This is a genomic window from Bradyrhizobium sp. JR4.3, from assembly GCF_040547695.1.
GTDB lineage: Bacteria > Pseudomonadota > Alphaproteobacteria > Rhizobiales > Xanthobacteraceae > Bradyrhizobium > Bradyrhizobium canariense.
The window spans coordinates 23,882-49,350 of the sequence record NZ_JBEPQF010000038.1; the positions used below are offsets into that span (position 1 = coordinate 23,882).

The window sequence follows — 25,469 nt, forward strand, 5'->3', positions numbered from 1 at the left end:
TCACGCTTCCAGATGCCGGCCGGGAAACAGCTGCCTGACGACGCCGCCGACCCGGCCGAACAGGACGGAGACGGTGTAGAGCGCGCTCGCCACCAGAATGATCGCAGGGCCCGAGGGCACACGGGTCTGGAACGACAGCACAAGACCTGCATAGCCGGAGACGGCGGCAGCGACGACCGCGATGCAGATCATGACGGTGAGATCGCGCGACCAGAACCGCGCGATGCCGGCCGGCAGGATCATCAGGCCGACCGCGAGCAGCGTGCCGAGCGCCTGAAAGCCGTTGACGAGGTTGATCACGACCAGCGCAAGGAAAGCGAGATGCGCAGGCCCGCCAGCCCGGCTCACGGTGCGCAAGAACAAGGGATCGACGCTCTCGATCACCAGCGGGCGATAGATCACGGCGAGCACCAGCAGCGTCACCGTGGCGTTGAAGGCGACGACCAGCAGCGTCTGATCGTCCATCGCGAGGATATTGCCGAACAGCACGTGCAGCAGGTCGATATTGGTGCCCTTGATCGAGACGATGGTCACGCCCAGTGCCAGCGAGGCCAGATAGAAGGTCGCGAGCGAGGCATCCTCCTTCAACCCGGTCGAGCGTGCGACGAGGCCTGCGAGGATCGCGACGGCAAAGCCCGCGATCAGGCCGCCGGCCGTCATCGCGAACAGGTTGAGACCGGAAAGCAGGAAACCGACAGCGGCGCCGGGGAGGATGGCATGCGCCATGGCGTCGCCGACCAGGCTCATTCGCCGCAACATCAGGAACACGCCGATCGGCGCGCCCGCGAGCGACAGCGCGATGACGGCCGCGAGCGCACGTCGCATGAACTCGAATTCGGTGAACGGGCCGATCAGCGCGTCATAGAGCATCGGATATCAAGCCGCCCGTGAGCGGGCATCATCGGCCGAGCAGGCGGCGGCGCTGTCGTCGAAGGCTTCGCACATCCGCATCGCGACCATAAGGTTTTCCGACGTCAGCACCTCTGCCGTCGGGCCCCACGCCACGGGCCCGCGCGCCAGCACCAGCGTCTCGCTGAAATGGGTGCGCACCATCTCCATGTCGTGCAGCGCGGCGAGCACGGTGCGGCCCTCGCCATGCCAGTGCTTCACCAGCGCCAGCAGATCGGCCGTGGTCTTGCTGTCGATGGCGTTGAAGGGCTCGTCCAGCACGATCAGCCGCGCGTCCTGGAGCAGCACGCGCGCAAACAGCACGCGCTGCATCTGGCCGCCCGAGAGTGTGCCGATCGGGCGGTTTTCGAAACCGTTGAGACCGACGGAAGCGATCGCGCGGAGGATCTTTTCGCGCGCCGCCTTGCCGATGCCGCCGAACAGGCCGGTCCCGCGCCACAGCCCGGTGGCAACGAAGTCCAGCACCGAAATCGGGAAGCTGCGGTCGATCTCCGCACTCTGCGGCAGATAGGCGATATCGCGGCTGTCGAGCCCGCCGAGATGGATGCTGCCGTCGAGTGGTCTGAGGATGCCGACAATGCCGCGCAGCAGTGTCGACTTGCCGGCCCCGTTCGGGCCGATCACGGCCAGCAACGCGCCCGGGGCGACCTCACCATTGAGGTGGTGCACGGCCGGGTGACGGTCATAGCCGAGCGTAACGTTGTGGAAATGCAGCGCCGCCATGGTCACCTCATCGCCAGGAAGACCACGCCCCAGAGCACGGCACAGACCGCGAGCGCGGCCGCGAGGCGGGCGGCCATCGTCATGCGCAGGATCGACCAATGCGCCGCCTGAGCCGGATGCGGAGAGGCCGCACCATGGATGTGTGCGTGGGTATGATCGTGTCCATGCGAATGCCCGTGGTCACGGGAATGATCATGGGAATGGCCATGAGCATGATCGTGATGATGGGCTTGGGACGCGGCGGGAACCATGCCGAAACGTTATATTATAACATTACCTCTGTCCACGCCGGGCTCTAGGGCTTCCCGATCACCATGGCGATGGCGGCGGCGACGAACGGGAACGGCACCGAAACCGCACAGCGGAACCAGACGAAACGGGCCGGCATGAACGGAATTTCCCACAAAATCACCCGCTGGAAGGCAAACAGCGCCCAAGCGACGACATAGGCGACCACCTGCGGTACCCCACCGCCCGATTTCAGCGCCACCGTACCGATCGAGAACCCGATCACCGGGCCGCCGGGGGTCGCGGCCCCGGCGACCACGGCAGTCGCAACCCCGAGCCAACCGCTGTCCGGGCCGAGCCAGCCGCTGATCACCTCCTGCGGGATGATGGCGGCGATGTAGCCGGAGCCGATCACCCCCAGCGCGATCCGGGGCACGATGTTGATGAAGTCCATGGAGCCTTCGCGCAGCGAGGCCTTGAACACCGGTGGGCCGCGGCGAAAGGCGATCAGGCCGACGCCGAACACCGAGCCCCACAACAGGATGTCGATCAGAAGCGCGGCGCTCAATTCTCGTCGTCCTTCAGGGCTGGCTTCGGATAGAGCCGGACATAGACGAAGCGGCCGAGCGCGCCTGCGAGCACCGGCAACGGCAGCGAGATGACGATGCGCCACAGCGTGAAGTCGGTACCCATGATCGGGATTTCCCAGGCCACCGCCCGGCCATAGCCGATCAAGGTCCAGCTCACGACCATGGCGATGGTGGCACCGAAATCGGCGCCGACCGCGAGCAACGCACTCGCCACGGGATAGGCGGTGAAGGGACCGCCGGGCAGGATCGCGCCGAAGGCAGTGCCGATCAGAAGGCCTTTCAGGCCCGATTTCGGCCCGAGCGCGCGCGAGACTTTTTCGTGCGGCAGGATCTCGGAGATGAACGCACCGAGCAGGCAGCCGGCCAGCACGCGCGGCAGGATGCCGCCGAACAGCGAGAGATCGTGGGTCAGGATCTCGAGAACACCGTCGGTGCCGTCACGCCGCCAGACCAGACCCGCGCTCACCGCCACCAGCGCTGCGATGATGATGGTCGACCAGCCGATCGGCTTGCGCACGCGCCCCGGCCGTGGCTCGGAGTCCGCGTCCTCGGCGGGCGCCGGGTCTTTCGGGGAGGGTTCTGACAACGGGCGCGTTCGGCTCGAGGGTGATGCCCGTCCTGATTAAGGGCGCCGCAGATGCGATGCAAACAGTACGATGACGGGAGCGATGCGCACCTCGCGCAGGGCCATGCGGGGCCGAATTCCGCACAGCAAAAAGGCGGCCGCACGTGCGACCGCCTTCCGTTGTTTCCGTCATTCCGGGGCGGCGAAGCCGAACCCGGAATCTCGAGATTCCGGGTCTGGTGCTAGCGCACCATCCCGGAATGATGGCGTAAAATCTTACGCCTTGTCGAACAGGGACTCGACGTATTCCCAGTTCACGAGGTTCTCGACGAACGCCTTGAGATAGTCCGGACGGCGGTTGCGATAGTCGATGTAGTAGGAGTGCTCCCAGACGTCGCAGCCGAGGATCGGGGTGGCGCCGTGCACCAGCGGATTCTCGCCGTTCGGGGTCTTGGATATCTCGAGCTTGCCGTTCTTGACTTGGAGCCAGCACCAGCCGGAGCCGAACTGGCCGACGCCGGCCGCCTGGAAGTCGGTCTTGAACTTCTCGAAGCCGCCGAGATCCTCGTTGATCTTCTTCTCGATCTTGCCCGGCAGCTTGGTGCCGCCGCCATTGGGCTTCATCCAGCTCCAGAAATGGATGTGGTTGTAGTGCTGGCCGGCATTGTTGAACACCGCGGGGTTCTTGCCGAACGAGCCCTTGACGATCTCCTCAAGGGACTTGCCTTCCCATTCGGTGCCCTTGAGTGCGTTGTTGCCGTTGGTGACATAGGCCTGATGATGCTTGTCGTGGTGGAATTCGAGCGTTTCCTTCGACATGAATTGCCCGAGGGCGTCATAGGCGTAGGGGAGTGGGGGCAGCGTAAAGGTCATGGGTGTTGTCCGCGACTGATGGGGGAACGAGACTTAACGGTCACCCCTTATAGAAGGTTCCGTGGCCGTTAAATACCGCGAATTTTCCAGAAGGCATGGTGCGGCGGCTTGGCCGGATTGCATAAAATCGTCGCAAGGATGTGGGGCGTTTCAACCGGGCCGTAAAATATCATTGCCTTTGAGGTGCTTATGGCAGAACGAAACGCACCCACGGCGCGGAGATGCGAAAGAGAGAGCGATGAGCATCGAGATCGACATTTTGAACGGCGACGCCTCGTGGCCGATCGCACAGCCCCTGCTCAGCGCCGTCTGGGGACGCGACGCCGCCGAGAAGCCCTCCTGGGCTCACGTCAAATGGGCCAATGCCGATTTGCGCGTGCTGATCGAGACGCCCGAGGATGGTCTCGTCTGCCATGTCGGCATCTACTTCCGCACCGTCACCTGGAACGGGCAGAAGGTTCACATCGGCGGCATCGGCGGCGTCTGCACGCGGGAGGACCGGCGCGGCCGCGGCTATGCCACCATGGCGATCGAAGCCGCGCTGCATACCATGCGTGCCAACGAGGCGGTCCGCTTCGCGCTGCTGTTCTGCGAGCCGCACAATGTCGCGTTCTACCAGAACCGCAGCTGGCTCCCCTTCAAGGGCGAGGTCTATTGCGAGCAGCCGGAGGGGCGGATCCGCTTCACCCACATGGCGCCCTATGTCTGCAACATCGTCAGCGCGCCGACGCTGGGCACCATCGACCTCTGCGGCCTGCCCTGGTGAGCCCTGCGTGAAGCGAGGCTGGCGCCGGCGCCGCACGCCATATAATATGTCGGTCATCATCCAATATTCCGCGCGGTGACACATGACGATCGACGCCTCGATAGACGCCGTGCCGCCGCCTGCCCCGGTCGCCTCCCCCATCGCCGGCTTGCTGACGGCACCGATCCTGCCCACACTGCTGCGGCTTGCGATCCCCAATATGATCGCGATGGTCGGCAGCACGCTGGTTGCGGTCGCCGAGACCTCCTATATCGGCCGGCTCGGCACCATCCCGCTCGCAGCGATCGCGCTGGTGTTTCCGTTCGCCATGCTGACGCAGATGATGAGCGCGGGCGCGATGGGCGGCGGCGTCTCGTCTGCGATCAGCCGCGCGCTCGGCGCAGGCGACCGGAACCGTGCGGCGACGCTGGCGCTGCATGCCGCCATGATCGGCCTCTGCGGCGGGCTTTTCTTCACGGTGACGATGCTCGTCTTCGGCCGCTCGTTCTTTACGCTGCTGGGCGGGCGCGAGCGCGTGCTCGAGGAAGCCAGCGGCTATTCGCAAATGCTGTTCTCCGGCGCGGTCGCGATCTGGCTCGTCAACACGCTGGCCTCGGTGATCCGCGGCACCGGCGACATGCGTCTGCCCTCGATGGCCCTGATCGGGACGAGCGTGCTCCAGATCGCGCTCGGCGGCACGCTGGGGCTCGGCCTGTTCGGCGTGCCGCAATTCGGCATGCCCGGCGTCGCCGCCGGTCAGTTGATCGCGTTCACCTGTGCTGCGATCTTTTTCCTCTGGTATCTCTGGTCCGGCCGCAGCCGGCTGCCGCTGGATTTCCGCGCCTTCCATTTCGATCGCGCGTTGTTCTTCGACATCCTCAAGGTCGGCGCGGTCGCCTGCCTGTCGCCGCTCCAGACCGTGCTCACCATTTTGATCTTCACCAAGATCCTGGCGACCTTCGGCACCGAGATGTTGGCCGGTTACGGCATCGGCTCGCGACTGGAATTCTTGCTGATCCCGATCACCTTCGCCTTCGGCATCGCATCGGTGCCGATGGTCGGCATGGCGATGGGCGCCGGACAGGTGAAACGCGCGCGGCGCGTGGCCTGGACCGCGGCCGCGGCCTCGGGAATTACGGTCGGCCTGATCGGCCTCGTCATCGCGCTCGATCCGTCTCTGTGGGTTTCGCTCTTCACCAGGGATGCCGGCGTCGCCGCCGCCGCGCACAGCTACTTCCACTGGGCGGGCCCGACCTTTGTGTTCTTCGGCATGGGCGTGTCGCTGTATTTCTCCTCGCAAGGCGCGGCGCGGGTCGGCGGTCCCGTGCTCGCCTCCACCGCGCGCCTTCTGATCGTCGCGATCGGCGGCGGCACCCTCATGATGGCGCAGGCTCCAGCCTGGACCCTGTTCGCGCTGGTCGGCGGCGCCATGGTGGTGTTCGGGCTTTCGACCGCAGGGTCGGTCGCCTTGGTGCGCTGGGGCAAATGAGCGCAGGTCATTGCACGCAGGCAGATAAACTCAGGAATGTGATTCCATCCAGCGTTGCACTATCCTGCTGGGCTGCTATGGAGGCGCTCCACTTCGGGGCTCTCTCCATGACTTCCAGATTCGCTGCTCTCATCGTCCTTCTGGCTGCGCTCCTTGGCGCGACTGCCGCCCGTGCGCAGAGCGCCGACGGGACCTGGCTGACCCAGGCCGGCGATGCCCGCGTCAAGATCAGCAAATGCGGCGGCGGCATCTGCGGCAACGTCATCTGGCTGCGTGAACCCCACGACACCGCGACCGGCCAGCCCGCCACCGACAGCAAGAATCCCAATCCCGCCCTCGCCAAGCGCCCAATGATCGGCTTGCCGTTGTTCAGCGGCATGCAGCCTTCAGGGCCGAACAAATGGTCGGGCCAGATCTACAATGCCGACGACGGCAGCACCTATGCGAGCAGCGTGACCGTGACATCAGCGGATTCGCTGCGGGTCGAAGGCTGCGTCGGCGCGCTCTGCGGCGGCGAAACCTGGACCCGGGCGGGACGCTAGCGCTTCACGCCGTCATCGCCTTCAGCGCCGTCGCAGCCGAGGCATAGCCGCCCCGCGCGCCGTCGATGAAATGGACGTGGTCGCTGCGCAGCGCCGACGGGGTGAAGCAAGTCATCATCGCGGCGTCCTGCTGGTGGAGGCCGTAACGCACGATGCCGTCGCGCGCGGCAGTCGCAAGGCGATCGCTGAGGGCGCGTTCGAGCTCCGGCGTACAGTCGAGGATCATGCGCAGGCCGTCGTCATATTTTCGGAAATCGGAGTTCTCCACGACCTGCCGTGTATAGAGCTTCGGCACGAAGCCGCCGACCTTGAGATCGAAGCGCATGATCAGATAGACGAAAAGCGTGTAGGCCAGCACGCTGGCGCGGCGCCCGAGCAGCGGACCTCCGCGCTTGGTGCGCGCCTCATATTCCAGCCCCTGCGGCGGCCATGTCAGCGGCGGCCCTTGTGGCGGCACGGGCCGACCGGCATCCGGGCTGCGCTCGACGAGGTGGATGATGTCCTCGATCACGTTGCGGAATGCCGAGGGATCGGCGCCCTGGGCCGGCATGACCAGCACGGACAGGATCAGGCCGCGCGCAGCCGGAATCACCTCGAAGCGGCAGGACAGGCCGGAGAGATCGGGCTGCGTGCCCGCGGGCGCTTCGATGATCGCAAACTCGCCGCACTTCATCGCTGCGTCCGCCCAGGCGAGCCCGCCGCCAGAAAACATCGCATAGGACAAATTGGCCGACGGGCCGAAGCGCGCGACGCGCACGTCGAGGCCCTGCGCGCGAATGGCGCTCACCGGCACCAGCGCGACGCGCATCCGCAAATCGAGATCTTCCCGCACCCAGGTCGCGGTCGCAGCCAAAGCCTCGCGGGCCAGTTCGAGATCATTAGGCGCGACCGCAAAACTCGCGCCGTCTCCGCCGAACACGAAGGGAAATTCGCGTCCCTCCAATGCGTTCGTCACCGCCGCGATCACGGCGGCACCGGCCATGTTCACCGCCTTGTAGCGCTGCGCCGCGATGGCCTTGGTGGAATCCACGATGTCGGCAACGCCGACGCTCCAGTCGTCGGGCAGCGGCGAATACAAAGCGGGGTCCATCAGGCTGGTGAAGCCGCGAAAGACCGGAATGCCGCTATAGAACGCTGATGTCATCGGATGATGCCGGATGGTTGGGACGCGCGTCCAAAAGACATACGTAGCAGGATCGATTCGGGTTCGCCGGGGGGCGCCCTTGCAACCAGTGGCCGAAATGGACCCGGACAACAAGATGAGGGCGCGCTGCAATGCCACAGAAGGTCATTGATCGGCATCAAACAGTTGGCCGTAAATGGCGTCTAGTCTCGATGATCTCACATGGTTGCGCGGGAACATCGACGTGTCCGACTTCGACAGGAAGGACTCCATCGCTCCGGTAAGCCGGCGCACTGGCCGTGATCCGATCAGCGCGGTGAAGATGCCGGAAAGCCTGACCGCGGCCGTCGATAGCTGGGCGGAAACCCATCACCTGTCGCGCTCCGATGCCATTCGTACGCTGGTCGAGCTGGGCCTAAAGGTCGCGCCCCCGGCACTCCCGCCAGGGCACCCGCTCGCCTCGGATGCCACCAGGATCGAAGAGCTTGCAGTGCATGAACTCGAGGCGCTGCTCGATCCTGCCCTGTCTGAAGACGAACGCGAGCGCCGGATCCGCCGCCTGACCGACGGCCCGCCGGAGTTCTCACACGAACGGATTGACCTGCCGAAGCACCGGACCTGAACGTCTAGTGCAACTTCTCGCCCTCGCGCTTGCGTAGCGCGGATGAGGGTACGTCATGGCAGCCGACCAGACGGACGAATTTCTGCGGATACATTTCGTAACCGTGATCACCTGAATTTTGATGAGACATCGGTTGGCAGTGAACGGTCTGGCAGTGGACGTCGCTTTGCTGTGCGGAAGATGACTTTACCGACGCCTTGTCCGGGCTCGCAGCGGTCATTGACTGCTCCCTATCGATTAGGGCAGATCGATTGACGTAAGCCAATCGATTGCGCGGCAGCTTACGACCAAATCCGGATGATGTCATTGCGCCGGATCAATGCAATTGTGGCAGTAGAGTTCCGCCTACGCCGTGTTGCCCGCGTCGACCGTGAACACGCTACCCGTCACGTTGCGCCCGCCCTCTCCCAGCAGATATTCCACCATGCGCGCGACGTCGTCGGTCTCCGGCAGGCGGCGCAGCGCGCTGCGGCCAGCGATGCGCTTTCGGCTATCGTCGGAGAGATTGTGCGTCAGCTCGGTGTCGATGAAACCGGGCGCGATCGCGTTCACGGTGATGCCGAGCTTGCCGACCTCGCGCGCAAGCGAACGGGTGAAGCCGGTAGCGGCGGCCTTGGTCGCACCGTAAACGGAGAGGCCGTTATAGCCGGTGGTCGCGATGATCGACGAGATGTTGATGATGCGGCCGGCACCGTCGGCCATCATCTGCCGTGCGACATATTTGGTGAGAATGATCGGTGACAGCACGTTGAGCTGCACCAGCGCCTCGATCTCGGAATTGTGCATGGTCGCGAGCAGGCCTTCGGTGCCGAGGCCGGCATTGTTGACGAGGCCGTAGATCGGGCCGAATTCATCGCGCACGAGTTTTGCGAAAGCGGGAATCGCGTCGATCACGGCGAGGTCGCAGGCGCGGAAATGCAGGCGCCCCTCCGACCCGGCAATCGCCGCCTTGAGCGCGTCGCTCTCGCGCCGCGCCGCCGCGATCACGTTGTAGCCGCCATCAACAAGCCGCTGGCCGATTGCAAGGCCGATGCCGCGGCTACCACCCGTGACGAGAACATTATGCATCGGTGCGCGCCAGTTTGCCGGCCGGGGTGACGTCGAGCGCCTCGACGAAGCGGATCACCGCCGGCACCTTGTGGGACGCGAGCTGCGCGCGGCACTGATCCAGGATCTGGTCGCGGATCTCTTTCGCGCGCGCCGTATCGGTACCGTCGGCGAGGATCGCGTCGGCGACGACGATGCCGCCGGTGATCGGGCTCTTGCGTGACTTCGCCCGCGACATCCGTACGTCGGGATGACGGTTGATCACCGCCTCGATCTCTTCGGGGTGAACCTTCAGCCCACCGATATTGATGATGCCGCCGCGGCGGCCGACGAAATAGTAGCGGTCGCCGCGCAATTCGACGATATCGCCGCTATCGACATACCCGTCCGCATCGGTGAGCGCGGCCGCGTCGCGGCCGATATAGGCGTGCGCTGTGCGGGTCGAACGGATGCGTAGCGAGCCGTCGACGACCTTCATTTCGACGCCGTTGCGGTTGCCGAGATAGTCCGCCGGAAAGCCTTCCAGCCCGTCATTGACGGCAAAGCCGACGCCGGCCTCGGTTGATGCATAGGCATGACCGACGGAGGAATTCGGGAACGCCGCCTTCAGGCCGTCCAGCACCGCCTGGTCGGCGATCTCGCCGGAGAGGCGGACATAGCGCGGCGCGAACTGCGCGGCCGAGCCGCTCATCAACAATTTGCGCCAGTGCGAGGGCGTGCCGGAGATATGGGAGACGCCGCGCGCGTTCAGCCGCGTGACGTGATCGCCGAGCGCCTCATGCGGATCGGACAGCACCATCGAGCCGCCCGAGAGGACGGCGCGGAGGAATATCTGCAGGCCGCCATAGCGGCGGATGTCGTAGAACGTCGCCCATATTGGCGCGGGTCCGCGCGCCGGGCCTTCGGCGACGATGGCGCCGGTGAGTGCTTCCAGCGTATGGCCGACGATTTTCGGCACGCCCGACGTGCCCGAAGTGAGCATCAGCCACTCCGTGGCACATTCGGTCCTGGCCGGCGCAGTGGCTTGAAGCGGCAGTTGTGCGGTGACGACCAGCGGCACGCCGGTCTCGGCCCAGCGATCGGGCTCGTCGGTGACGACGGCATCGATCCCGGCATCCGCCATCAGCGCATCGAGATGCGCGGGGTTGAGATCGGGCGGGCATAGCAGCATGCGGCGGGCAATACCGTCGAGCTCGATCATGGCAAGACCCGATCGGAGCTGGTCAGACAATTTCAGCAGCACGGCGCGGCCGGACAGCTCGCCCAGGCGGCCAGCCAGGACCGTCTGCGACAGGATATCCGTCAGCGACACGACATCCTGCGCGTCCGACAGCGTGCGTCCGGTCAGCTCCGCGCCAAGATGGTCGCGGAGCGCAAAGATCTCACGCGGGGACATTTTCGTAGGCCCGCACGAAATCGCCCACGGTGGCAGGGAACGCTGCGTCCTCGGAAATGGTGAAAGGGTCGACGCCGGTCTCGTCCTCGAGGCGCGCCACCAGGATGGCGAAGGCGAGCGAGTCGAAGCCCGTCTCGTGCAGGGACAGATCGTCCGAGAGTGCGGGAAGCGCGACGTGCTGTTCCTTGGCGATCTGCTGGATCGCTTCGATGACCTTAGACCGTACCGACATGGCTGGCTCGCTTCTGTTGTCGTTCGTGTTCCGGCGGCTCTTGATGACCGCCTCCCTTGGCCGCTTGTTTACCCGACAGAAGTAAATGGCTTCTTGGACAATTCGGATAAAATTGGACCTATCTGGCGGATTTTCGCGCGGCTAGAGCCGGATCGTACCCTCGTTGATTTGCGCATATGTCTCTGCGTCCAGCGCGACATAGGCGCCGGTTTTCGGGTCCAGCATGAACAGCGGATCGGAGACCGCGCCCGGATCAAACCCCTCGCGCGCGAGCTCGCCCTTTTTCTGCTTGAACGTCTCGGTCGCATCGAGCTCGCGCGAGATGCGTATGAAGACAGGATGAGCATAGGCCGGCAGGCGCTGTGCGAGATGGGCGGGCAGCGCCTCGAGGACGAAGCCCTCGTTCACCACGATCGCGCTCATGCCGGCGCGGCCATCAGTGCCGGGGATGCTGACGCCGTAGGTGGTGGCGTCGATCACGCCGCTGAAATCGCGCACTGCGTCGTTGACCTCCGAAGTCGCGACGTTCTCGCCCTTCCAGCGAAAGGTGTCGCCGATGCGGTCGACGAAGTGGAAGAATCCCTTCTCGTCGAGCCGCATCAGGTCGCCGGTGCGGAACCAGGAATCGCCCTTGGCAAAGACATCGCGCAGGATCTTCTTCTCGGTCTCGCTCGCCTCGGTGTAGCCCTCGAAGCGGCCGCCGCCCTCATCCGCCGTGCCGATGCGGCCTATGGCTTCGCCGGGCTCGCCGCGCGCGCAGGCGATGCAAAACCCCTCTGCATTGCGCAGCGGCGCGCCGTTATCGGGATCGAGCTTGACGAGACCGGCAGGGAAACGATGCGCGAGCAGCGGCGGAACGCGGCCGATCGCGCCGGGCTGGCCCTCGACGTTGAACAGCGAGAAATTGCCTTCCGTCGCCGCGTAGAATTCGAGGATGCGCGGAATGGCGAAACGCGCCTGAAAATCGTCCCAGATATCACCGCGCAGGCCGTTGCCGCAGACGAGCCGCAGGCGATGCCGGTTCTCGTATTCCGACGGCGGCGCCTTGAGCAGGTAGCGACAGAGCTCGCCGATATACTGAAACAGCGTACAGTCGTGGCGCACAATGTCGGGCCAGAAATTCGAGGCCGAGAATTTTTCCGCGATCACCACCGCACCGCCGGCAGCGAGCATGCTGCATGGCGCGACGATGCCGCCGACCGAGTGGAACAGCGGCAGGCAATCGTATAGCCGATCCTGCGGCGTCGCGCCGGTGAGGCCGGCGAACCAAAAGCCCCAATTGAGGATGCGGCGGTGGCTGATGCTGGCGGCTTTCGGCAGGCCGGTCGTCCCGGACGTGTAGATCAGCAGGGCCCGGTCGTCGATGGTGACGTCGCCACGCTCGTCCGGCGAAAGCGGCCCGTCGTCGAGGGCGGCAAGCGCGACATCGATCGCACGTTCGCTGCGGGCATCTCCATGAGTCCAGACCTTTGCTTCCGTGTTCAGGGGTGGCGACGCGCCGTCCAGCGCATCCTTAAGCTCGTGCGCGACAATGATGTGGGCGGGCCTTGCGACACCGATGCAATGCGCGAGCGACCGGCCGACGAGCTTGGTGTTGATCAGCGCGACCACGCCACCGACCCGGCTGATGCCGAGCCAGGCCGCGACATAGTCGATGCCGTTCGGCATGATCAGCGCGACACTGTCGCCCTTGGCCACACCGGCCGAGCGCGCCCACCGCGCATAGCGATTGATGCGTTTCGAAAGCCCCTCATAGTCGAGGCTCGCGTCATCGGTGGCCAGCGCAATGCGATCGGGCTGGCGCTGCGCCCAATCATCGACGACGTCGGCGAACAGCCGGCCCGGCAACGTCTCGATCCGTGCCGTGAGCTCGATCGCCTTCAGCCAGATTTTCGAAACCGAAGGTGCGCGCGCGGCTTTCGGTTGCTCGATGACGCCGGTTGTCATGCCGTTCATTCTTTCGGAACGTGTCTGCTGGTTCCGAGAGCTTAGCTCGCACGCCCTGCCCAGGTGTTAAGAGACAAGGTAAAACCGGGTTAGTGCGCGATTAACTCTAGTCATCCTTTACCAAACCGGTGGGATGGGCGTGCGCAGTCTCGCAATCCTTGCGATAGCAAAGCCAGTTGTCGGGGCGCGCTACGCGTGCCCCCTTGCCTCGCTTGCGGCGCGAGGTGAACTGGAGAGCATGATGATCACCAAGCGACATTTCCTTCAGGCTGCAGCCTCTGCCGCAACCGTGCTCGCCACGCCACGCGCCTTTGCGATCGGCAACCCCTCCTATCCCTCGCGCAGCGTGAAATGGGTGGTACCCTATGCGCCGGGTGGGGCCACCGACGTGCTGTCGCGGCTGCTCTGCCAGCGCCTCTCCGACCGGCTCGGCCAGACCTTCGTCGTCGAGAACAAGCCCGGCGCCGGCAGCAATATCGGGACACAGGCGGTGATTACGTCCGCCCCCGATGGTCACACCCTGCTGTTGACCTCGACCGCCAACGCCATCAACGCCTCGTTCGACCCGGCGCTGCCGTATGATTTCGCCAAGGGCATCGCGCCGGTCGCCGGCGTCGCGCGAATTCCGCTGGTGCTGGTCGTCAACAACGACCTGCCGGTGAACAGCGTCGCCGACTTCATCGCCTACGCCAAGACCAATCCCGGCAAGATGTCGATTGCCTCTTCCGGCATCGGCACCTCGCTGCATCTCTCCGGCGAGCTGTTCAAGTCGCTGGCCGGCGTGCAGTTCATCCACGTGCCCTATCGCGGCTCGGCTCCCGGATTGACCGACGTGATGAGCGGCCAGATTCAGGGCATGTTCGACAACGTCACTTCATCCTTCGAGCTCGTGCGCGCCGGCAAATTGCGCGCACTCGGCGTCACCACGCGCGAGCGTTCGGAGATTTTGCCGGACGCGCCGCCGATCGCGGACACGCTCAGCGGCTACGAGACGAGTTCATTCTACGGTGTCGGCGCTCCACACGACACGCCGCGCGAGATCATCGACCTGCTCAATCGCGAAATCGACGCCGCGCTGTCCGATGCGGAGATCAAGTCCCGCATCGCCGGGCTCGGCGCGATCCCGCTGCACGGCAATGCCAGCGAATTCGGCGGCATGCTGACGGCGGAGACCGACCGTTGGCGCAAGGTGGTGGAGCTGTCAGGCATCCGGAAGCAATAGCAATCGGGCCTCGCGACGCTAGGTGACCTCGGGGAAACGGGCTATTCTTTCTGCCGGCGTTGTTCTGGCTGCGAAAGGAAAGCGACCCGTGGCTCTCGATCCCTTAGAGTTTCCCGTCCGGGCCGCGCCTTTCGAGCAGCCGCTGACAAATTTTGCTCACCGAGTGAAGGGCGGACAGGCCAGGCTGGTCGCGATCGGCTCGTCGACCACGGCGGGCGAAGGGGGTATTGCGCCCTATCCGCAGCGGCTGCTGTCGGACCTTCGGATAAAATTTCCAAACGTCGCAATCGAGGTGATCAACCGCGGCGTCGGCGGCGAAGATGCTCGTTTGGAGTTGAATCGGTTCGAGCATGACGTCTTCGATCTGAAGCCCGATCTGGTGATCTGGCAGGTCGGTACCAATTCAGTGTGGCAATCCGCCGGTCCCTCGTTCGAGGACACCACGCAAGCGATCCGCGAGGGTGTTGACCGGCTGCTCGACGCCAAGCAGATCGATGTGATCCTGATGGACCTTCAATATGTGCCGGCGCTGCTGACACCGGCCAAGGCCAGGAAGGCAAGCGCCATGGTCAAGGCGATCAGCCAGATCGCGCAGGAGAAGCGCGTCAACGTCTTCGGCCGTTTCGCGCTGATGAAGGGCTGGCATGATGTCGCCGGGATTTCGTTCGACCGCATGGTCGACCCAGGCGACGACGACAGGCTGCACGCAAGCGACTGGACCACGGACAAGATGACGTGGCAATTGACCAACGCAATCGTCGATGCTGTCAACATGGCGCCGCCCTCCTAAAAGGCACGCGGCGGCTCATCCGATGCCCCACGGACCGCCGGGACGTAATTGCCCCGCGCTAGCCGCCGCGCTGATGGCGCAAGCGCTGCGGTGGTGCGTTGAACGGATAATACGGATTGAGATCGCAGCTGGCGGAGCGGCCTGAAGCGGTAGCTCGGCACTGAGGCACGGAGGTGAAGGAGCAATCGTACCACTCCCCGCCACCCCCGTTCGCACCGGAATAGACGTGCATGCAGACGGGATAGCGCGGATCGAAGGTCTGTGCATGCGATGGCGCGGCCGTGAGCAGGGCACCGACGGTCATGATCAGGCCGAATAAGCGACGCATGAAAATTCCCCCTGAAGGCCGCATTGCGGATCGCTAGTGCACGTTCTTGTGGCGCCGGCGCGGCGGCGGCGGGGGTTGGTCGAACGCGTAGTAGGGATTGACGTCGCAGCTTGCCGAGCGGCCCGAAGCCGTGGCGCGGCACTGCGGCAGCGAGGTGAAGGAGCAGTCGAAATAGTCGCCGCCACCACCGCCAAAACCGCCGGGCATGTAGACGTGCATGCAGACCGGGTAACGCGGATCGTAGGTCTGGGCGCTGGCATCTGCCGCCGCGAACAGCGTGACAATTGCGGTGAGGGTCAGGATCGGCAGGCGCATCGGACATTCCTCGAATCGGTGGCAACGGCACGCGTTATGTCATTTCGATATGGCACAACTGCGCGGCAGAAGCGATTGTTCCTATTTCATACCTCTCCGGCTTGTGACACGCGACGAAATGAGTGAGACACAGCGCCGCAAAGATGCGGAAGCGGAAAGCACCCAGTTTTCCGGCCTGCGCGGAACGCATAACTCGCTGCAGCTCTCCTTCGACAAAGGTCGCAAAGCATCCAGCGCAGGAATCCGTTCGCTGGCCCAAGCGAACGTACTAGTCTTTCTATCACAACGCCGGCCCGGACCGACGACGTTCCAGGGCAATGAACAAGCAAATGGGCTGAAGGAAACGCACTTGCGCTCTCGGGCGCGACTCCGCTGTGCGCGGGGAGAAGATGCGCTGGCCAGGGCTGTGGTGTCAGGGCATGCAAGAGAGCTTCTCGTCTCCGTTCATCCGCTATCCGATCGGCACCTCACTGCTGATGGCGGGTATCCTGTTCGTTGGCCTCGTGGCCTATCCTCTGCTGCCGGTTGCACCGCTGCCCCAGGTCGACTTTCCGACCATTCAGCTCTCGGCCTCGCTCCCCGGCGGCAGCCCCGAGACCATGGCCTCTTCCGTGGCGCAGCCGCTCGAACGCCAGCTCGCACAGATCCCCGGCATCACGCAGATGACGTCGACCAGCTCGCTGGGTTCGGCGTCGATCACGATCCAGTTCGACCTCAACCGGAAGATCGACGCCGCCGCCAACGATGTGCAGGCAGCGATCAATGCAGCGAGCGGCCAATTGCCGAAGAACCTGCCCTCGCCTCCCACCTATCGCAAGGTCAACCCGGCGGATTCGCCGGTGATGATCCTGTCCGCGACGTCCGACACGCTGCCGCTGACCGTCGTCAGCGACCGCACCGATGCGCAGCTCGCGCAACAGATCAGCCAGTTATCCGGCGTCGCCCAAGTGTTCGTCGGCGGACAGCAGAAACCCTCGGTACGCATACAGATCGATCCGGCCAAGCTCGTCGCCAAGGGCCTGTCGCTGGAGGACGTGCGCGCCCAGATCGCGGCTGCGACCACCGACAGCCCGAAGGGCAGCATCGACGGGGCCAAGCGCGCCTACACGATCTACGCCAACGACCAGCTCACCCAGGCCCAGCATTGGCAGGACGTCATCGTCGCCTATCGCAACGGCGCTCCATTGCGGATCCGCGACATCGGTGAGGCCGTGGCAGGGCCGGAGGACATGAAGACGGCGGCCTGGGCCGACGGCAAGCGCGGCGTGTTCCTCGTCATCTTCAAGCAACCCGGCGCCAACGTCATCGAGACCGTCGATCGCATCAAGGCGCAGCTGCCGCGGCTGATCGCGGCCATCCCGCCCGCGATCTCGATCAAGATCATCAGCGACCGCACCATCACCATCCGCGCCGCCGTCGAGGACGTACAGATCACGCTCATGACCACTATCGCGCTCGTGGTGATGGTGATCTTCATCTTCCTCCGCAGCTTCTGGGCGACGATCATCCCGAGCATCACTGTGCCGCTAGCGCTACTGGGAGCCTGCTCGCTGATGTGGGTCTTCGGCTATTCGCTGGATAACCTCTCCTTGATGGCGCTGACGATCGCGGTCGGCTTCGTGGTGGACGACGCCATCGTGATGCTGGAGAACATCACCCGTTACGTCGAGCAGGGCGAGAGGCCGCTTGCTGCGGCCTACAAGGGCGCGGCCGAAATCGGCTTTACGATCGTCTCGATCAGCATCTCTCTGATCGCGGTGCTGATCCCGTTGCTCCTGATGGGCGGCATCATCGGCCGGCTGTTCCGCGAATTCGCGGTCACGCTGGCGATGGCGATCCTTGTTTCTCTGGTGGTGTCGCTGACCCTGACGCCGATGATGGCCTCGCGCTTCCTGCGCGCCAACCACGAGGCTCGGCACGGCCGCTTTTACCAGTGGAGCGAGCGGATGTTCGAAAGGGTGCTCGGCGCCTACGAACGCGGGCTCGACGTCGCGCTGCGCCACAGTTTCGTCACCCTTTGCATCTTCTTCGCGACCGTAGCACTCTCGATCTACCTCTTCATCCTGATCCCGAAGGGTTTCTTCCCGCAGCAGGACAACGGCTTCCTCACAGCCGTGTCCGAGATGCCCCAGGACATCTCCTTTGCCGAGATGAAACGGCGCCAGGTGGAGCTCAACACCATCGTGCAGGCCGACCCCGCCGTCGCTTCGATCGCGATGTTCATCGGCGGCGGCGGTACGGCACTGAACTCGGGGCGCATGTACATCACCTTGAAACCGCTGGAGGAGCGCGATGCCGGCGCACAGCAGATCATCGCGCGGCTGCGGCCCAAGATCGCCAAGGTGGAGGGCGCCAAGCTCTATATGCAGGCCTCGCAGGACGTTCGTCTCGGCGGCCGCGCCACCCGCACTCAGTTCGAATTCACGCTCCAGGACGCTAACCTCGCCGAACTGAACGAATGGGCGCCGAAAATCCTCGATGCGATGAAGACGCTGCCGCAACTGCGCGACGTCGCGACCGACCAGCAAACCGAAGGCACGACGGTTCAACTCAGGATCAATCGCGACACCGCCGCACGCTACGGCATTCAGCCGCAGCTGATCGACGACACCCTCTATGACGCGTTCGGCCAGCGTCAGGTCGCGCAATATTTTACCCAGACCAACAGCTATCACATCGTCCTGGAGATCACACCGGACCTGCAAGGGCAGCTCGGTACGCTCGACAAGATCTATCTCAAATCACCGCTTACCGGCGACGAGGTGCCGCTCTCGGTGTTCTGCAACTGGACCAATGTGCCCGTGCGACCGCTTGCGATCTCGCATCAAGGCCAATTTCCGTCGGTGACGATCAGCTTTAATCTTGCCGAGGGCGTGGCGCTGGGGCAGGCGACCGACGCGGTGCTGCACGCGGTCCGCGAGATGCGCGCGCCGCCGGCGCTGGCAACAAGTTTTCAGGGTACCGCGCAGGCATTCCAGCAATCGCTCGGCACCGTGCCGTTGCTGATCCTCGCCGCACTGGTCGTGGTCTATTTGATTCTGGGCGTGCTCTACGAGAGCTACATCCATCCTCTGACCATCCTGTCCACGTTGCCCTCGGCTGGCGTCGGCGCCGTCGCGATCCTGATGATCTTCGGCTTCGACTTCAGTCTCATCGCCCTGATCGGAGTCATTCTCCTGATCGGCATCGTCAAGAAGAACGGCATCATGATGGTGGATTTCGCCATCGCGGCCGAACGCGAGCAGCATCTCACCCCGGAGCAATCGATCCGCCAGGCGGCGCTGCTGCGCTTTCGCCCGATCATGATGACAACGATGGCCGCCCTGCTAGGCGGCGTGCCGCTGATGCTCGGAAGCGGCACCGGCTCCGAAATCCGCCAACCGCTCGGTTATGCGATGGTCGGCGGCCTTCTCGTGAGCCAGGCGCTGACGCTGTTCACGACCCCGGTCGTCTACCTCTACCTCGACCGCTTCTCCGACCTGCTCTCGCGCTGGATGGAGAAGAAGCCGCAAGCTACCGTCGCGTGCGATGAGCGGAAGGATCACGCGGCGGAATGAGCGCGGCGGCACATATGGCCTGCGCCCGCTACCCGCCGAGCCCCTGCAACACCAGCCGGTTCAGCCTTGCCGCAAACGCCGCAGGGTCCTCCGGCAGCTCGCCGTCCAGGATCTGCGCCTGTTCGAGCAGGAGCAGGCTGAGATCGTCAACCGTCTTGGAGCCGGCCTGAGCCTTCGTGATCGCCGTGACCAGCGGATGGCGCAGGTTGATCTCGAGGATCGGCTTGGTGCGCATGCCACGGTTCTGCTGAGACAGGATGCGCTCGAGCTCGCGGCTCGGGCCCTGGCTGTCGGCGACGAGGCAGGACGCGGAGCTGGTCAGACGCGTCGAGGCCTTGACGTCGCTGACGCGCTCGCCGAGCGCGGCCTTGATCACCGCGATGGTGGCGGCCTCGTCGGCGGCCGGCTCGTCCTTGTTCGCCTCGTCGGCCTCGTCGACGCGCGGGATCAGGTCGAGATTGAGATCGCCCTGGCTCAGCGACTTCAGCGGCTTGCCGTCAAACTCCGAGGGCATCGAGGTCCAGAAGGCGTCGACGGGATCGGACAGCAGCAGCACTTCGATGCCGCGCGCAGTCGCCGCCTCGAGCCGGGGGTTCGACTTCAGCCGCTCGATACTGTCGCCGACGAGGTAATAGATCTCGGTCTGGTTCGGCTTGAAATCGGCGATGACGTCCTTGAGCGAGCGCTTCTCGCCCGAGGTCGTGGTGAAACGCGACAGCGCGAGCAGCTTTTCGCGGCGCTCGAAATCCTCGTAGATGCCTTCCTTCAGCACCGCGCCGAAGGCCTCCCAGATTTTCGCGAAGTTCTCCGGATCCTTCTCCGCAAGGCTTTCGAGCTCGGACAGTACGCGGGTCGCTACGGCCTTGCGGATCTGCGCGAGTTGCGGATTGTTCTGAAGCATCTCGCGGGAGATGTTGAGCGGGAGATCCTCGCTGTCGACGACGCCGCGGATGAAGCGGAGATAGCCCGGCAGCAGATCGGCATCGTCGGTGATGAACACGCGGCGGACATAGAGCTTGACGCGCCCCTTGCGGTTTGGCTCGAACAGGTCGAACGGCTTTGTCGATGGCGCGAACAGCAGCACGGCGTAGGAGTAACGCCCCTCCGCGCGATAATGCAGCGTCATCGCGGGATCGTCGAAGGCGGAGGCGATCTGCTGATAGGCCTTCTTGTAGTCTTCCGGCGTGAGCTCGGATTTCGAGCGCTGCCAGAGCGCGCTTGCAGAATTGATCTGGCGCGGTTCGCCCTCTTCGGGCACGAGCTCGATGGGGAAGAGGATGTTGTCGGAATAAGCGCCGATGATGCGCTCGATCTCGTAAGCTTCGAGATATTTCTTCGCATCGTCCTTGAGGTGCAGGACGATCTCGGTGCCGCGCTGCACGCGGCCCGCATCCTCCTCGCTGGCACGCGCGATCTCGAAGCCCGAGCCGCCCGAGGACATCCAGGTCCAGACGTCGCTCTCGCCGGCGCGGCGGCTGACCACGACGATCTTGTCGGCGACCATGAAGGCGGAATAGAAGCCGACGCCGAACTGGCCGATCAGGCCGAGACCATCCTTGGCCTCCTTGAGCTTCGACACGAAGTCCTTGGTGCCCGAGCGGGCGATGGTGCCGAGGTGGTCGATCAGCTCCTGCCGCTCCATGCCGATGCCATTGTCGGCGATCGCAAGCGTTCCGGCCGTCTTGTTCGGAATGATCCGGATCTTGAGCGCGTCGCCGTCACCCAGCAGCGCCGGAGTAGCGATAGCCTCATAGCGCAGCTTGTCGCAGGCGTCCGATGCGTTCGAGACGAGCTCGCGCAGGAAGATGTCGGTCTCGGAATAGACGGAGTGCACCATCAGGTGCAGAAGCTCGGAAACCTCGGCCTGGAAGGGCTGCGTATGCACAGCCGTGTCTGACGTCGTCATGCGTTTACCCGGTCAATCGAAAGGGGAAGAAACCCGGGATATAACGCGAGGGGGCAGGGGATCAAGTGGACGGCAGCAATCGCCCTCCGGACGGAGGGCGACTTGTCCGTGGCAAATGCCGGTCAGGTCACGCAGCGGCCGGGCTGGAGCAGTTTTGCGACCTCGGTCAGGGAGCTGACCATCGGCTCGCAGGCGATCGTCGGCTTTTTGCGGCTCTGCTTCTGGTCCGGGAGCAACACCGGCGGCTTGGCGTTGCCGGCCTCGATCACTGCGGGGACCCGCAGCAGCACCGACGTGTCGGCCAGATCGTTCAGCCGCATCGACACGGTGCGGGTCGGAACCTCAGCCTGCTTGATGTCGGCCAGCCGGTCGGCTTTGCTGGCGCGATTGACGTTATGGCCCGGCTTGTCAGCGACCGCCTGCCAGCGGTCGGCCAGATCATGGCCGGAGGCCAGCTGCACGGCGCCCACCTGGACAGCGCCAAGCGTCGCGGCGATCGCGACCGCGCCTAAAAATACCTTTAGAATCTGTGACATGGCTGTCGGTCCCTCGCCCCATGGCGATCGCGGGAACAACGCGAGGAGAGGACCCAGAGTTCTCAGTCGTTAAGATCACTTAACCGTGTGCGAAAGGGCACGGTCCCCGCGAAAAAAATTTCGCAACCGCCTGGAACGACTTTCGCGGACGGGAGTCGTCTCAACAGCCGGCTATTCCCCCCTGCCCCATAAGCCGGTGACGTAGGGCGCGACTGTGGTGATGCCAGTCGCGCCTTACTTTTGTCTGGAGTTCAGTTCGCCTTCCCCGCCAGCCAATCCCGACCCTCGGCATAGAGCTTCTCGACCTCAGGCCCGGTCAGGCCCGGCATGTCGCGCTTGACCTTGTAGCCGATCAGCTCCTGCATGTAGGCGAGGTGGCGGTAGCCTTCCGGGAGCGCGGCAAGGGCTTTCTGGTCGAGCTGAAGTGTCGCGGCGGGATCGACCGGGTCGATCCGGTCCTTCTCGTAGATCGGCTGGCGGCGGACGATGCCCCATTTTCCCTGCCGCTTCTCCAGGAAATCGTAGAAGCGCCCGGTGCAGACCACGTCGCAGGGCACGTCGTGCACCGGCGCGCGCTGCGAGATGGTCATCTTGGTCTGCGCGATGGCGCGCGCCCCCTCGAGGTCGATACTGGTGCCGCCGAGGAAATGCAGGATGCGCACGCCCTTGGCGAACCCCTCCTGGCTGACCCGCATGAAATCCCGCGCCGGCCCCTGAAACCAGGTGGCGGACATCCAGCCTTCCTCGTGCCAGACCGTGGCAAAGCGCTCCCAGTCGCCGGCATCGCGCCACACCGCCCAGTTCTCGACGAGGTCGCGAATGGCGAGGCGGTCGAGGAGTTGCTGGTCCATGAACACGTCTCCGATGGCACCGCGGCTGCAACGCGGCCGCTGCACGAGGTATGAGCGGCGAATTCGATGGCCGTCAAGCGTGGCAACCGGTCAACGAAAATCCGGCGCACCTTGCGGCACGCCGGATCGGGATTTCGTCAAATGCCTGGCGCAGGCGCTTCCTTACGCCGCCGGCACTTTCGGCGCGCGGTTGCGCGAGTTGCGCTGGAAGAACAGCGCCTGGCTCGCCACCGCCGACACCATCGCCGGCTGGAATGGCTTTGAGATCAGGAACGCCGGCTCGGGACGCTCGCCGGTGAGGAAGCGCTCAGGGTATGCCGTGATGAACACCACCGGCACCTCGAAGGTGCGGAGCAGCTCGTTGACGGCGTCGAGGCCCGACGAACCATCGGCGAGCTGGATGTCGGCGAGGATCAGGCCAGGACGCTTGTTCTTTGCCAGCGCGACCGCATCGGCGTGGGTGCGGGCGACGCCGACGACATTGTGCCCGAGGTTCTTCACCAGGCTCTCAAGATCCATGGCGATGAAGGTCTCATCCTCGATGATCAGCACGTCGGTGGCGATCTCGGCGGCCATCTCACGCCCTGCGGCATCCGCAAGCCGCCGCGTCTCGCCGACGTCGGTGCCGAGAATGTAGCCGACCTCTTCCTCCGAAAAGCCCTCGAGCGAGAGCAGCAGGAAGGCCTGCCGCGGCAACGGCGTGATGTTGGACAGCCGTCGCTCCGGCGGCATCGGCAGGTTCGTCACCTCCGAATCGTCGTTGACGGAAACGGAATTCCAGATTTGGGTGAACAGCCGGAACAGGCCGGCGCGCGGCCCGTGGCTCTCGTCGAGCACCGACGGATCTCCCAGCATGGCTTCCAACATGGCTGCGACATAGGCGTCACCGGAGGACTGGCTGCCCGTCAGGGCGCGTGCGTACCGGCGCAACAACGGCAAGTGTTCAGCAACGAGCTGTGAACGGGACATCCCCACTCCATATCATCTTCGGGCCGACCTTGACGTGCAGGCGTTAGGCGGGGGGCCCGGGTTCCCCTGCTGGGCTGATTACGCCTCAGACCAAGAAAAGTTCCGCATCGGGGCGGAACTTTTTCTCGCAACTCGCATTGAGCCTATCCAGGGAACGGCTCCCGGTTGAGAGAACTTCTCGATTTTACAGTTACTTAACTCGGGGAAACGTGGAACAGGTCATGAAAGATCTCAAGTCTCAAGCCAGCAAAAGCACGACCCCCGGCAAGGGAGGGCTCACTCCGGAGATTCAGTCCCGGATCGGGCACCAGCTGCGCGCCATGTACGACGACGTGGTGCGGCAGGGGGTTCCGGACCGGTTCGCGGAACTGATCAAGAAACTTGATGCGCCGGGAGCGACACCCCAAGTGGAAAATGGTGGCGGCTCTAACGACAACAACAATGGGAGGGATTGATGCCTCTCACGGACTCCCTGCGTAACGACATCCTGGCGGCCGTGCCCAGTCTGCGCGCGTTCGCCATCTCGCTCAGCGGCAATGCCGATCGCGCCGACGATCTTGTCCAGGAGACGCTGTTGCGCGCGCTCGCCAACATCGACTCGTTCCAGCCCGGCTCAAATCTGCCGGCGTGGCTGTTCACGATCCTGCGCAACCTGTTCCGCTCCGACTATCGCAAGCGGCGGCGGGAAGTCGAGGATGCCGAAGGCAACTATGCCAAGACGCTGAAGACGCAGCCCTCGCAGAACGCCCATCTCGAGTTCGAGGAATTCCGCACGGCGCTCGACAAGCTTCCGCAGGACCAGCGTGAAGCGCTGATCCTCGTCGGCGCCTCCGGCTTCTCCTATGAGGATGCGGCCTCGATCTGCGGCTGCGCGGTGGGCACGATCAAGAGCCGCGTCAACCGCGCGCGCTCCAAGCTCGCGGCGCTGCTCTATGTCGACGGCGCGGAGGATTTCGGGCCCGACGAGACCATTCGCGCCGTGATCGGCGGCAGCGGGGGCTGACGGCGGGCGTTATTCGGATTGAGACCGCGATGAAGGCGGCCGCTTCCGCGGCCGTCTTCGTATGTCTGACGTGATCGCGTCTGAAACGTGATGCGGGGCGTGCGCCGCCTCGATCACCGATCCACGCCTGATTACTTGTCCACGAAGGTCACGGTCTCGGCCACACTCGCACGCGACGTGCGGTAGCTGTTGACCTTATGGGCGTTGTCGGCATAGCCGAACGAAATGCCGCAAACGATGCGGCGATCATCAGGCAGATTGAAATGGCGGCGGATCAGGCCGGAGTGGCGCGCGAGCGCCGCCTGCGGAATCGTACCGAGCCCGAGCGCCTGCGCGGCCAGCATGAAGTTCGAGACATAGGCGCCGCAATCGATCGCACCGTAGATGCCGAGCGGCTCGTCGGTGTGGATGATGGCCACATGCGGCGCGCCGAAGAAATTGTAGTTCTCTAGCGCCTGCTTCGCGTACGCCGTCTTGTCTCCGCGCGCGATGCCGAGGGTGTTGTAGAGCTGAAAACCGCTCTCGCGGCGGCGTTCGAGGTACGCGCCGAGATATTCGCGTGGCGGCGGGAAATCATAGTCGTCCCCGAGACCGCCCGAAGCCTCCTTATAAATCAGATTGCGGAAACGCTCCTTGGCCTCGCCGCTGGCGATGACGATCTGCCAGGGCTGGCTGTTGCACCAGGACGCCGTGCGCTGCGCGGTGGTCAGCAAATGTTCGATCGTCGCGCGATCGACCTCCTTGGCCAGGAAGGCACGGACCGAGTAGCGCTCGTTGAGCAGCTCTTCGAGCACGCCGATGCGGTCGTCTTGCTTTACTTGTGCGTCCATGGATCAACTCGCGCCTTCTCTTCGTAAGGTGGGCAAAGGCGCATAGCGCCGTGCCCACCGACAGACTTACCTCGGCGCATCTGCATATGGTGGGCACGCTTCGCTTTGCCCACCCTACAAGATACAGCGAG

Annotated in this window: 28 protein-coding genes; 9 read left to right on the plus strand and 19 right to left on the minus strand. The window is 64.3% G+C overall.

From position 1 onward, the window contains the following. From ABIB91_RS35500 to ABIB91_RS35525, 6 genes are all read right to left on the minus strand, one after another. The gene (locus tag ABIB91_RS35500) at positions 1–870 is read right to left on the minus strand and encodes a metal ABC transporter permease (protein ID WP_007597190.1); all 870 of its coding nucleotides are present in this window, start codon (positions 868–870) and stop codon (positions 1–3) included. Positions 871–876: 6 nt separating this feature from the next. After that, positions 877–1,632 (minus strand): metal ABC transporter ATP-binding protein, encoded by a 756-nt coding sequence (locus ABIB91_RS35505; protein WP_354171477.1) that lies wholly within the window; start codon positions 1,630–1,632, stop codon positions 877–879. Positions 1,633–1,634: 2 nt separating this feature from the next. Beyond that, entirely contained in the window at positions 1,635–1,883 is a 249-nt protein-coding gene (locus ABIB91_RS35510; protein WP_354171475.1) for a hypothetical protein, read from the minus strand. 44 nt (positions 1,884–1,927) lie between these two features. Continuing rightward, positions 1,928–2,428, minus strand: a complete 501-nt coding sequence (locus ABIB91_RS35515) for a hypothetical protein (protein ID WP_148775145.1) — start codon at positions 2,426–2,428, stop codon at positions 1,928–1,930. Continuing rightward, the gene (locus ABIB91_RS35520; protein WP_007597202.1) at positions 2,425–3,036 is read right to left on the minus strand and encodes a permease; all 612 of its coding nucleotides are present in this window, start codon (positions 3,034–3,036) and stop codon (positions 2,425–2,427) included. The genes ABIB91_RS35515 and ABIB91_RS35520 overlap by 4 nt, the downstream gene beginning before the upstream one ends. Positions 3,037–3,291: 255 nt before the next feature. Next, positions 3,292–3,888, minus strand: coding sequence for a superoxide dismutase (locus ABIB91_RS35525; protein ID WP_007597204.1), 597 nt, complete (start codon positions 3,886–3,888; stop codon positions 3,292–3,294). 238 nt (positions 3,889–4,126) lie between these two features. On the opposite strand from ABIB91_RS35525, the gene ABIB91_RS35530 reads away from it, so the two are divergent. From ABIB91_RS35530 to ABIB91_RS35540, 3 genes are all read left to right on the plus strand, one after another. Continuing rightward, positions 4,127–4,654, plus strand: coding sequence for a GNAT family N-acetyltransferase (locus ABIB91_RS35530; protein WP_354171472.1), 528 nt, complete (start codon positions 4,127–4,129; stop codon positions 4,652–4,654). A gap of 82 nt (positions 4,655–4,736) precedes the next feature. After that, the gene (locus ABIB91_RS35535; RefSeq protein ID WP_354171470.1) at positions 4,737–6,122 is read left to right on the plus strand and encodes an MATE family efflux transporter; all 1,386 of its coding nucleotides are present in this window, start codon (positions 4,737–4,739) and stop codon (positions 6,120–6,122) included. A gap of 107 nt (positions 6,123–6,229) precedes the next feature. Then, a complete protein-coding gene (locus ABIB91_RS35540; protein ID WP_354171468.1) occupies positions 6,230–6,664 on the plus strand; it encodes a DUF2147 domain-containing protein in 435 nt (144 codons plus the stop codon). Positions 6,665–6,668: 4 nt separating this feature from the next. Here the strand turns inward: ABIB91_RS35540 and ABIB91_RS35545 are convergent, their stop codons facing one another. Next, positions 6,669–7,808 carry a DUF3095 domain-containing protein gene (locus ABIB91_RS35545; RefSeq protein WP_354171466.1) on the minus strand — a complete coding sequence of 380 codons (1,140 nt, stop codon included), beginning with the start codon at positions 7,806–7,808 and terminating at the stop codon, positions 6,669–6,671. A gap of 175 nt (positions 7,809–7,983) precedes the next feature. On the opposite strand from ABIB91_RS35545, the gene ABIB91_RS35550 reads away from it, so the two are divergent. Then, a complete protein-coding gene (locus ABIB91_RS35550; protein WP_354171464.1) occupies positions 7,984–8,409 on the plus strand; it encodes a ribbon-helix-helix domain-containing protein in 426 nt (141 codons plus the stop codon). Positions 8,410–8,413: 4 nt separating this feature from the next. Here ABIB91_RS35550 and ABIB91_RS35555 read toward each other — a convergent pair whose 3' ends face one another. From ABIB91_RS35555 to ABIB91_RS35575, 5 genes are all read right to left on the minus strand, one after another. Then, positions 8,414–8,629, minus strand: a complete 216-nt coding sequence (locus tag ABIB91_RS35555; protein ID WP_354171462.1) for a hypothetical protein — start codon at positions 8,627–8,629, stop codon at positions 8,414–8,416. Between the two features lie 125 nt (positions 8,630–8,754). Beyond that, positions 8,755–9,477 (minus strand): SDR family NAD(P)-dependent oxidoreductase, encoded by a 723-nt coding sequence (locus ABIB91_RS35560; protein WP_219680369.1) that lies wholly within the window; start codon positions 9,475–9,477, stop codon positions 8,755–8,757. Continuing rightward, a complete protein-coding gene (locus tag ABIB91_RS35565; protein WP_219680371.1) occupies positions 9,470–10,852 on the minus strand; it encodes a class I adenylate-forming enzyme family protein in 1,383 nt (460 codons plus the stop codon). Before ABIB91_RS35565 ends, ABIB91_RS35560 begins: the two co-directional genes overlap by 8 nt. Then, on the minus strand, positions 10,839–11,084 hold the full coding sequence (locus ABIB91_RS35570; RefSeq protein WP_007597226.1) for an acyl carrier protein: 246 nt from the start codon (positions 11,082–11,084) through the stop codon (positions 10,839–10,841). The genes ABIB91_RS35565 and ABIB91_RS35570 overlap by 14 nt, the downstream gene beginning before the upstream one ends. A gap of 141 nt (positions 11,085–11,225) precedes the next feature. Then, positions 11,226–13,040 (minus strand): long-chain-acyl-CoA synthetase, encoded by a 1,815-nt coding sequence (locus ABIB91_RS35575; RefSeq protein ID WP_354171459.1) that lies wholly within the window; start codon positions 13,038–13,040, stop codon positions 11,226–11,228. Between the two features lie 232 nt (positions 13,041–13,272). On the opposite strand from ABIB91_RS35575, the gene ABIB91_RS35580 reads away from it, so the two are divergent. Beyond that, on the plus strand, positions 13,273–14,253 hold the full coding sequence (locus tag ABIB91_RS35580; protein WP_354171457.1) for a Bug family tripartite tricarboxylate transporter substrate binding protein: 981 nt from the start codon (positions 13,273–13,275) through the stop codon (positions 14,251–14,253). Between the two features lie 88 nt (positions 14,254–14,341). Beyond that, positions 14,342–15,043, plus strand: a complete 702-nt coding sequence (locus ABIB91_RS35585) for an SGNH/GDSL hydrolase family protein (protein WP_007597229.1) — start codon at positions 14,342–14,344, stop codon at positions 15,041–15,043. Between the two features lie 58 nt (positions 15,044–15,101). Here ABIB91_RS35585 and ABIB91_RS35590 read toward each other — a convergent pair whose 3' ends face one another. Continuing rightward, entirely contained in the window at positions 15,102–15,371 is a 270-nt protein-coding gene (locus ABIB91_RS35590) for a DUF3551 domain-containing protein (protein WP_219680377.1), read from the minus strand. Positions 15,372–15,404: 33 nt separating this feature from the next. Beyond that, complete coding sequence (locus tag ABIB91_RS35595) at positions 15,405–15,686, minus strand: DUF3551 domain-containing protein (protein WP_219680379.1); 282 nt, start codon at positions 15,684–15,686, stop codon at positions 15,405–15,407. A 419-nt stretch (positions 15,687–16,105) separates the two neighbouring features. On the opposite strand from ABIB91_RS35595, the gene ABIB91_RS35600 reads away from it, so the two are divergent. After that, the gene (locus ABIB91_RS35600; protein ID WP_354171454.1) at positions 16,106–19,243 is read left to right on the plus strand and encodes an efflux RND transporter permease subunit; all 3,138 of its coding nucleotides are present in this window, start codon (positions 16,106–16,108) and stop codon (positions 19,241–19,243) included. Positions 19,244–19,271: 28 nt separating this feature from the next. On the opposite strand, the gene htpG is transcribed toward ABIB91_RS35600, so the two are convergent. From htpG to ABIB91_RS35620, 4 genes are all read right to left on the minus strand, one after another. Further along, positions 19,272–21,149 carry a molecular chaperone HtpG gene (gene htpG / locus ABIB91_RS35605; protein WP_354171452.1) on the minus strand — a complete coding sequence of 626 codons (1,878 nt, stop codon included), beginning with the start codon at positions 21,147–21,149 and terminating at the stop codon, positions 19,272–19,274. 122 nt (positions 21,150–21,271) lie between these two features. Then, positions 21,272–21,685 carry a hypothetical protein gene (locus ABIB91_RS35610; RefSeq protein ID WP_354171450.1) on the minus strand — a complete coding sequence of 138 codons (414 nt, stop codon included), beginning with the start codon at positions 21,683–21,685 and terminating at the stop codon, positions 21,272–21,274. 251 nt (positions 21,686–21,936) lie between these two features. Further along, positions 21,937–22,536 carry a nuclear transport factor 2 family protein gene (locus ABIB91_RS35615; protein ID WP_219680387.1) on the minus strand — a complete coding sequence of 200 codons (600 nt, stop codon included), beginning with the start codon at positions 22,534–22,536 and terminating at the stop codon, positions 21,937–21,939. A gap of 162 nt (positions 22,537–22,698) precedes the next feature. Further along, positions 22,699–23,505, minus strand: a complete 807-nt coding sequence (locus ABIB91_RS35620) for a response regulator (protein WP_007597237.1) — start codon at positions 23,503–23,505, stop codon at positions 22,699–22,701. A gap of 221 nt (positions 23,506–23,726) precedes the next feature. Between ABIB91_RS35620 and ABIB91_RS35625 the strand changes: the two genes are divergently transcribed. Beyond that, positions 23,727–23,960 carry a NepR family anti-sigma factor gene (locus ABIB91_RS35625; RefSeq protein WP_007597239.1) on the plus strand — a complete coding sequence of 78 codons (234 nt, stop codon included), beginning with the start codon at positions 23,727–23,729 and terminating at the stop codon, positions 23,958–23,960. Beyond that, the gene (locus ABIB91_RS35630) at positions 23,960–24,508 is read left to right on the plus strand and encodes a sigma-70 family RNA polymerase sigma factor (RefSeq protein ID WP_007597240.1); all 549 of its coding nucleotides are present in this window, start codon (positions 23,960–23,962) and stop codon (positions 24,506–24,508) included. Before ABIB91_RS35625 ends, ABIB91_RS35630 begins: the two co-directional genes overlap by 1 nt. A gap of 131 nt (positions 24,509–24,639) precedes the next feature. Here ABIB91_RS35630 and ABIB91_RS35635 read toward each other — a convergent pair whose 3' ends face one another. Continuing rightward, positions 24,640–25,338 carry a nitroreductase gene (locus ABIB91_RS35635; protein ID WP_007597241.1) on the minus strand — a complete coding sequence of 233 codons (699 nt, stop codon included), beginning with the start codon at positions 25,336–25,338 and terminating at the stop codon, positions 24,640–24,642. Positions 25,339–25,469 lie beyond the last annotated feature (131 nt).